This is a genomic window from Microcoleus sp. M2_D5, assembly GCF_036701935.1.
In the GTDB taxonomy this organism is placed as follows: Bacteria; Cyanobacteriota; Cyanobacteriia; order Cyanobacteriales; family Microcoleaceae; genus Microcoleus.
Map to the genome: position 1 here is coordinate 26,603 of NZ_JAUBRP010000072.1, position 6,539 is coordinate 33,141.

Annotated in this window: 4 protein-coding genes; 2 read left to right on the plus strand and 2 right to left on the minus strand. The window is 44.7% G+C overall.

Annotated elements, in window-relative coordinates; genetic code table 11:
* Positions 1–6 precede the first annotated feature (6 nt).
* Positions 7–1,986, minus strand: a complete 1,980-nt coding sequence (locus QUA50_RS23735) for a PP2C family protein-serine/threonine phosphatase (protein ID WP_333259610.1) — start codon at positions 1,984–1,986, stop codon at positions 7–9.
* A gap of 661 nt (positions 1,987–2,647) precedes the next feature.
* Between QUA50_RS23735 and QUA50_RS23740 the strand changes: the two genes are divergently transcribed.
* On the plus strand, positions 2,648–3,229 hold the full coding sequence (locus QUA50_RS23740; protein ID WP_333259612.1) for a hypothetical protein: 582 nt from the start codon (positions 2,648–2,650) through the stop codon (positions 3,227–3,229).
* Between the two features lie 322 nt (positions 3,230–3,551).
* Here the strand turns inward: QUA50_RS23740 and mnmA are convergent, their stop codons facing one another.
* Positions 3,552–4,643: a tRNA 2-thiouridine(34) synthase MnmA gene (gene mnmA / locus QUA50_RS23745; protein WP_333259615.1), complete on the minus strand. Its 1,092-nt coding sequence runs from the start codon at positions 4,641–4,643 to the stop codon at positions 3,552–3,554.
* Positions 4,644–4,757: 114 nt separating this feature from the next.
* On the opposite strand from mnmA, the gene QUA50_RS23750 reads away from it, so the two are divergent.
* A complete protein-coding gene (locus QUA50_RS23750) occupies positions 4,758–6,410 on the plus strand; it encodes an NAD(P)H-hydrate dehydratase (protein WP_333259618.1) in 1,653 nt (550 codons plus the stop codon).
* Positions 6,411–6,539: the final 129 nt, after the last annotated feature.

Here is a 6,539-nt window from a genome sequence, read left to right on the forward strand (position 1 = left end):
AAATAGTTATTTTTGTTTGAGTACCAGCAATGTGATGTCGTCAAAAACTTTTTGTTCGCCGATGTGCGATCGCACGTCATTAATTACAGCCTGCCTAATTTCGGCAGCCGAACGCTGCCAATGAATCTTTATTACCTCAATTAACTTATCTAAACCATAAAGCAGTTTATCTATATTTTTAGCTTCCGTAATCCCGTCAGTGTAAAGCACAACCACATCTCCTGAATGCAAATGCACAATTTTCTCAGCAACAAATTCAGCAATATCTACATCGAGCCCGATCGGGAAACCCAAATCAATTGTATCAAACCGCTCTACACAACCGTTACACCGCACGACAATCATTTCTTCGTGCTGGCCGCTCAACTTCAGCATCCCCTCCTCATAGTCTAGCAAGGCAAGGCTAGCATTTTTGTCGCATTTCATCCGCTGCACGTTATCATAAATTACACTGTTAATAGCCGTTAAAAATCTTACTGGGTCTGGTTCATTGTAGGCGAGCAAAGTTCTTACTGCCGTTTGCACCATAATCATTAAAACACCGCTCTCCAATCCGTGTCCCGTCACATCCCCAATGCCAATTTTCACTCTACCTTTGTGTTGGAGTACGTCGTAATAGTCGCCCCCTACTTCCTCAGCAGCTTCCATAAATCCCGCAATATCTAACCCCACAACTTCATTGAGTTCTAAGTCTTTTGGCAGCAGCATCTGCTGAATCTTGCGAGTAACGTCTAGTTCGGCGCTCATTCGCATATTTTCAGCTTTTAGGCGATCGTTGAGAACAGTAATTTCTTGATTTGCACCAACTAAGGCACCGGCAATTTTGTTAAAAGCACCCACAACTTGCCCCAGTTCATCTCTGTTATCCAAAATAATTTTGTGGTCGAGATTGCCGCTTGCCATCTTTTTTGCAGCTTCGTCAAGGACAAACACAGTTTGCATAACGCTTCTATAAAAACTTACAAATAAATAAATAACTATGGCTAAGGTTATTAACACAACAATAGAAATTATGCGTTTCTTGGCAACGAAACTATCAATGCGTTTTTGCAGGAGAAAGTCTAATTCCTTGATAGTTTCATCCCACAGTTCAAAACTCGAATTCAGAACTCGATCGCTTTCATCAATATAGGTAGAATATTCCACTAATGCTGCGGGATTAATCAGTTTATCTAGTTGCTCAGTTAGCGGCTCTACTACCGAGTTAAAGTTGGTCAAATTCTCCCTTAATTTCGGGATAAGATTCCCGTGAGGATTATTGCTAAATCCTACCTCCATATTGATAGCTAAATTCTGATTGATTTCTCTCAATTTGCCTGCTAAAGTAATCAGTTTCGCTCTTTCTTCAGGTGTGGCATCGGAACGCAAGTTGTTTATTTGAGAAATAAGCCTAATCTCTGACAAGATTTTTTGGATTTCTGGAAGTTTCAGCAAAGTAGCATCCATCAAATAATAAGTATCTAGATCCGGGTCTAAAATGAGATTAGAAGTATCGCCGACGCGAGCGCTCAGTCTATCAATGTCTGTAGCTAAACGTTGATATACAAAATCGTAAGTTTCTAAACTCCACTGGCTGTGGCGAAGTTTGAAGTTTTGCCAAGTTTGATAAATATTATTGAATTGTTCGCTGGAAATTAATGTGTTTCCAAGCTGGCTATCTGTATTAGCCATCGCTTTAAATTTATTGTCTATCTTGGCTTCAAAATCTGTTTTTAATTCTGAATTGCTTAAACTAGGATTTGACCTCTGATTCGGATAATTTAAGAGTTGAAGTTTCGGTATATATTCCCTCAACTGGCGCAGCCGCCGCAGGTATTCATTTCCGTACATTTCTTTTTGGGCAAAATCAACTCTGCTGTTAATTTCGGAAATTAGCAGGTACATGACCAAAGTTAACGGTATTGCAAATAGAAAACCAATTAAGGTAAATTTTTGAGGATAGCTCAGCCGATTCATTAAATGGATTCCGAGAGATTTTCTGTTCATAATCGAGAGATTTTAAGAATATTGTACTAAAAAAGTAGCGATCGCTACTAAAGTAGTTGCGGGGACGATCGCTCTAGAAAACCCGAATGCTAATATAATTAATCAGCGATAAGCTGTGGAGCATTTAAACCAGTAACGAGGCCGCTCCGGGTGCGTCAGGAGCGAACACTTACGCGCTTATGCGAAAAACAATTCTGTAATGACGCACCCTACTATCCTCTTTTAAATGCCGAACAGCTTAGCTGATTTAATTTCTAATGCGTTTTCGTCCAGTGGCAACAATTTTTGTGGCATCCCTGTGATATCCTTGGTTGAGCTCGCCTCCCCCAGTCTAAAACACGTTTAGCAGTTTTGGAACGAAGAATAGTAATTTGTACTGAGATTCGGGGGCAGGAGTAGAGGTTTTTAAGAATATTTACTTAAGCATAAATTTTTCTTAATACCCGGAGACAAAAAGTAAAAATTAAGTAATAACTGGGTAGTGCAAGTTTCCTGAAACACAACTGCCGACAGCGAGTAGAAAATACTTGCCCCCCACGCACCAGCAGTCAAATCGGTTCTGCACAAAGGAACCAATAGCACCAGCAATAGTGTCTAAATAAGTATCTGCAGTTGAGTGTTCAGGAGCGCGCATTGTGTAAAGTGAGGCAGAGGGCATATTATGAAAAGAATCTCCCAAAATAAATTTCAAAAAAATAAAAACCGAGACCAAAAGCAGCCCAATCCTGTAATCTTGGCTTTGGTGCTGACAGGAATTCTGGTATGGGAAATGTATCCGGCGCTAAGACACACCGCTGCGGCTAACGCCGGCGCCCTCAAAGATTCCCTTGCCCAGTTGGAAAGGCAACAGCAGCAAACCGCGCAGCAATTTTCCTCAGCCGCAGTGCCCCAAAACATCAGCTATTCGGTATTGGCACTCGATACTCTCACTTCCGAACCGGGGAATTTGGCCGAGGGTACGCGCCAAAATCCCCCGAAGCAATTGCCCGCAACCGTAGCAGAAGCAGTTCGCCGAGAGTTGTCGGATTCCACTGGCATTGCTGCTGACAAGTTGAAAGTAACTGAATCAAGCGGACAAAGTTGGCCGAATACTTGTTTAGGACTCGCGAAAGCGGATGAAATTTGCGGTCAAATGATGGTAGAAGGTTGGCGGGTTGTGGTTTCTGACGGCCGCCAAACTTGGGTTTACCGTACTAATGCTAGGGGAAATATCTTGCGTTTGGAAAAAAAGTTAGCTAGGTAAATGTACCTCTGTGAAATGAAAAATAAGTTTACTTTTGGAACAGGCAAGATGCCTGTTCCACAAAGAGTGAGTTTTTTTGTGGGTGGGGATCACAAACAGGCAAGATGCCTGTTCCACAAAGAGTGAAGTTTCTTGTGGGAATTTTCTTGTGGGCTTCTGGGAACAGGCAAGATGCCTGTTCCACAAAGAGTGAGTTTTTTTGTGGGAATTTTCTTGTGAACTTCTGGGAACAGGCAAGATGCCTGTTCCACAAAGAGTGAGTTTTTTTTGTGGGTGGTTTCTTGTGGGGAGTAGGGGTTGGGCTTCTAGCCGGCCCCTTGCTTTAATTTGGGAGTTGGTTTCTTTCGATGATGCCGCCGCCCAACAGCACATCGCCGTCATACCAAACAGCGGCTTGTCCGGGGGTAATGCTCAACTGCGGTTCGTCAAAAATCAACTTAACTCTTGTACCGCCGGCTTTTTCCTCTGCTTGGGAGGATTCTACAGGAATAATTGTAGCCGGGACGGGTTGCGATCGATATCGAATCTGTACCTGAGCCCGAATCGGAGCCGTCGGTGCAGCCACCGAAACCCAATTCACTTTCTGGACTGTACATTCAGATTCTACTGCCAACTGTCGATCGCCCACAACTACCCGATTGCCAGCAGCATCGAGTTCAATCACATACAGCGGTTCCGGTGCAGCAATACCGAGTCCCTTCCGCTGGCCGATGGTGTAGTGGTGCACGCCGTCATGCTGTCCGAGCACCCGCCCTGACTTGTCCACAATGTCACCCTTTTGCGGCGCAATGTACTTATCCAGAAAAGCCCGCATCGAACCGTTACTTTCCACCAAGCACAAATCCTGACTTTCAGGCTTATCAGCAGTTGTCAAGCCAAATTCCGCCGCGATTCTGCGAGTTTCTGTCTTGGTAATTTCCCCCAAAGGAAACTCCGTACCCGCCAACAAATCCTGTGTTAGATCGTACAGGAAATAAGACTGATCTTTCGCAGGGTCGATCGCCCGCAGCAACTGATAGCGACCCGTAGCAGCATCGTAAGTAATCCTAGCGTAGTGGCCTGTAGCGATTTTTTCAATTCCGAGTTCTTCGCGAGCATACTTAAGCATTGGCCCGAACTTCACAGTTTTATTGCACTGCGAACAAGGCAGAGGCGTAACTCCTGCGCTGTAACCCTCGACCAAATAATCCACAATACTTGCCTGAAAGACGTCGCGGCTGTCAACAATGTGGTGGGGAACGCCCAAATCTTCGCAAATTTTAGCTGCATCGACCATTCCCTCAGAGCAGCACTGGCCTTTGCCCTTCATCAACCACAGCGTTAAACCCACCACTTCATATCCCTGATGGTGTAAAATTGCGGCTGCTGCGGAACTATCGACCCCGCCGGAGAGGCCTACAACAATCTTGTTCATGGTTGGGGAGAAATTGCTATTTTACTGTTACTTTGTTCGATCGAGCTAATTTATTATACCACAAGCATACTACAATTGGCCACTGCTGCTGTTAGCTGAAATTTTAGCATTAATATGACCATTCAAAAATTTGTTGTCACCGCCGACCAAATGCGGCAAATAGAAACCCGAATTTTTGCTGCTGGAATGCCAGTCGCAGCTTTAATGGAAAAAGTCGCGGGACTGATTGCTAGACGCATTCAGGAGATTTTGAAAGCGGAAGGAAGTTCAGCAAGTAGCAGTGTACGGGATTTAACGGATAGAAGGAAAAGGCAAGAAGGGAAAAATCTTGTTAATTTTCAATTGCCAGTTATCGGCGTATTGGTTGGGCCGGGACACAACGGCGGCGATGCTTTGGTTGTAGCCCGCGAATTGCACTTTCAAGGATTCCAAGTAGTTATTTACTGCCCGTTTTCTAAACTAAAAGAACTCACAAAAAGTCACGCTGATTATGCGCGTTATTTAAATATTCCATTTGTTGATAAAATTGAAAACCTGAAAACCTGCGATTTGCTAGTAGATGGTTTATTTGGATTTGGATTAGAACGAGAAATTTCTAACGCCACGGCCGCAGCTATTGACGAAATAAATAATTTAAATATACCTGTTTTCAGTATAGACGTTCCATCGGGAATTCATACAGATACCGGAGAAGTTTTGGGAACGGCAATTAGGGCAAAACATACATTATGTTTGGGATTGTGGAAAATGGCATTTCTGCAAGACAGAGCGTTAGAATATATCGGGAGTTCCGAATTAATTGATTTTGATATTCCCGCAGCAGATATTGCAGCAATATTGGGAGAAACGCCAGCAATACAACGCATTACAAAAGCATCGGCAACTCAGCATTTGCCGTTACCCCGATCGCCAATTTCGCACAAATACACCAACGGTAACATACTAATTATTGCAGGTTCACGCCGCTACAGCGGAGCCGCAATTTTGGCAGCATTAGGAGCAAGAGCAAGCGGTGTCGGAATGCTGTCAATTGCTGTTCCTGAGTCGATTAAACCGATGTTGAGCAGTCAGTTGCCAGAGGCATTAGTTATAGGATGTCCCGAAACCCAAAGCGGTGCAATTAGCGAGTTGCCAGTAGCAATTGATTTGAGTTCTTATGATGCGATCGCCGCAGGCCCAGGTCTGACATTAGAAGCCGCAATAGCTGTAGAATCTGTACTGGAGAGCGATCGACCTCTGGTGTTAGATGCTGACGGTTTAAATATCCTCGCTCAACTCGGCACAGTCCCGATTTTGTCCGAACGCCGAGCACTGACAATTATCACGCCTCACCCGGGCGAATTCAAGCGTTTATTTCCCGAATTAGCCGACGAAACCGGCGACGATAGAATTGCCGCAACTCTAGCAGCAGCTCAGCTTTGCGGCGCAGCGGTATTGCTCAAAGGAGCCAGAGTGTGCATAAGTTGGAAGCATGAGGACGATTCCCTACAGGGTAGCGACGCTTCACGTACCACCACCTACCTCAATCCAGAAAGCACCCCAGCCCTTGCCAGAGGGGGCAGCGGCGACGTTCTCACAGGCTTGTTAGGGGGACTATTAGCAAGTGCGATCGCCCGCAAATCCCCCCCCAAATCAGTTGCTGCAACAGCAGCTTGGTGGCACGCTCGAGCCGGAATCATGGCTGCTAAAGAACGGACGGAATTAGGAGTAGATGCCTTTACTTTGACACAGTATTTAATTCCAGCTTTGCGAGAATTTGCTGAGTAAAAAATCAACATGAGTTGTGTAGAGTGTGCACCGCGCACTTTCCCGATCCGCTCTTAGGATCGCGAATTAAATAACTTACAATTTTAATTGTTATTGTGGGATGGGCTCTTATAGCCCGTCATGAGTGGA

Coding starts and splice junctions, on each gene's coding strand:
- QUA50_RS23735 (WP_333259610.1), bottom strand. CDS start 1,986: ATGAACAGAAAATCTCTCGGAATCCATTTAATGAATCGGCTGAGCTAT.
- QUA50_RS23740 (WP_333259612.1), top strand. CDS start 2,648: ATGAAAAGAATCTCCCAAAATAAATTTCAAAAAAATAAAAACCGAGAC.
- mnmA (WP_333259615.1), bottom strand. CDS start 4,643: ATGAACAAGATTGTTGTAGGCCTCTCCGGCGGGGTCGATAGTTCCGCA.
- QUA50_RS23750 (WP_333259618.1), top strand. CDS start 4,758: ATGACCATTCAAAAATTTGTTGTCACCGCCGACCAAATGCGGCAAATA.